Source organism: Streptomyces sp. NPDC051582 (genome assembly GCF_040681715.1).
GTDB lineage: Bacteria > Actinomycetota > Actinomycetes > Streptomycetales > Streptomycetaceae > Streptomyces.
This window is the reverse complement of sequence record NZ_JBFAZJ010000105.1, coordinates 1-1,615: the sequence shown is the minus strand read 5'-3', so window position 1 is coordinate 1,615 and position 1,615 is coordinate 1. Positions and strand designations below refer to the sequence as shown.

2 protein-coding genes are annotated in these 1,615 nt (G+C 70.0%); both read right to left on the bottom strand.

All coding sequences use genetic code 11. From position 1 onward, the window contains the following. Nucleotides 1–891, bottom strand: coding sequence for an ABC transporter permease (locus AB0M92_RS39255; protein WP_366107190.1), 891 nt, complete (start codon nucleotides 889–891; stop codon nucleotides 1–3). After that, nucleotides 878–1,615 (bottom strand): ABC transporter ATP-binding protein (locus AB0M92_RS39250; RefSeq protein WP_366107189.1); only part of this gene is annotated, 738 nt, incomplete at its 5' end. The genes AB0M92_RS39250 and AB0M92_RS39255, both read right to left, overlap by 14 nt.

Genomic DNA, 1,615 nt, shown 5'->3' with positions numbered 1-1,615 from the left:
TCAGTTCTTGACCAGTAGGCCGCGGCTGCGCAGGACCCGGCGCTCGACGGGGCTGAAGATGAGGAGGTCGATGGCGATGCCGACGGTGAGGATGAGGATGATGGCGAGGAAGACGCCGGGGAGGTCGATGTTGTTGCGGCCGTTTTCGAGGAGCTGGCCGAGGCCCAGGCCGAGGTCGGGGGAGCTGGCGATGATTTCGGCGGCCATGAGGGAGCGCCAGGAGAAGGCCCAGCCCTGCTTGAGGCCGGCGAGGTAGCCGGGGAGGGCTGCGGGCATGACGATGTGGCGGGCGCCGGCGAGGCCGGTGGCGCCGAGGGTGCGGCCGGCGCGGAGGTAGAGCGGGGGGATCTGGTCGATGCCGGAGACGAGTCCGTTGGCGATGGAGGGGACGGCTCCGAGCAGGATGACGGTGAACATCATGGCGTCGTTGAGGCCGAACCACAGGACGGCCGGGGGTACCCAGGCGACGGAGGGCAGGGATTGCAGGCCTTGGAGGATGGGGCCGATCGCGGCGCGGACGAACTTGACGCGGGCGACGAGGAGTCCGAGGGGGGTGCCGATGGCGAGGGCGAGGAGGAAGCCGAGCAGGCCGCGGGAGACGCTGGTCCAGATGACCTCGAACAGGGTGCCTTTGAGCCACATCTGGGACAGGCTGTCCCAGACCGCGGACGGTGCGGGCAGTTTCGTCTCGTCGGTGACGTGCGCCGCGACGAGGATCTGCCACGCCACCAGTACGAGGCCGATGGCGATGAACGGCGGCAGGACCTTCTTGAGGAGGACCTCGCGGGTGGGGGTGCGGTGGGTCTGGACGGCGTCGAGGGCGTCGAGCCCGGCCTCCAGGCCCGCGAGGTCGTCGGCCTTGGCCTTCGGGGTGGTGTCAGTGCTGGCCATGGCGGCGGATCTCCCCACGCAGGTGTTCAGTGATCTCGACGGACAGTTCCGCGACGTCGGCGTCCTCGATGCGGCGCGGCTGCGGGATGTCGACGGTCCATTGTTTGGCGATGCGGCCGGGTCGTGAGGAGAGCAGGACCACGCGCTGGGCCAGGCGCACGGCCTCGCGCACGTTGTGGGTGACGAAGAGGACGGAGACGTGGGTCTCGGCCCAGATGCGGGTGAGTTCGCCGTGCAGGACGTCGCGGGTGATGGCGTCCAGGGCTGCGAACGGCTCGTCCATGAGCAGCAGCCGGCTGTCCTGGGCGAGGGCGCGGGCCAGCGCGACGCGCTGGCGCATGCCGCCGGACAGCTCGTGGACGCGTTTGCCGTATGCGCCGCCGAGGCGGACCAGTTCCAGCAGGCGTTCGGCTTCCGGCTTGCGGTCGGTCTTGGCGACCCCGCGCAGGCGCAGGGCGAGTTCGATGTTCTTGCCCGCGGTCAGCCAGGGGAAGAGGGCGTGTTCCTGGAACATGAGCGCGGGCCGGCCGGCTGTCTCGATCGTTCCCGCGGAGGGCTTGTCCAGCCCCGCGACCAGGTTGAGCAGGGTGGATTTGCCGCATCCCGAGGCCCCCAGGATGGTGACGAACTCGCCGGGCGCGACATCGAGGCTGATGTCGTCCAGGACGAGCTGCGATCCGGCCGGGCCGGCAAAGGACTTCGAGACGTGCCCGATACGGGCGGC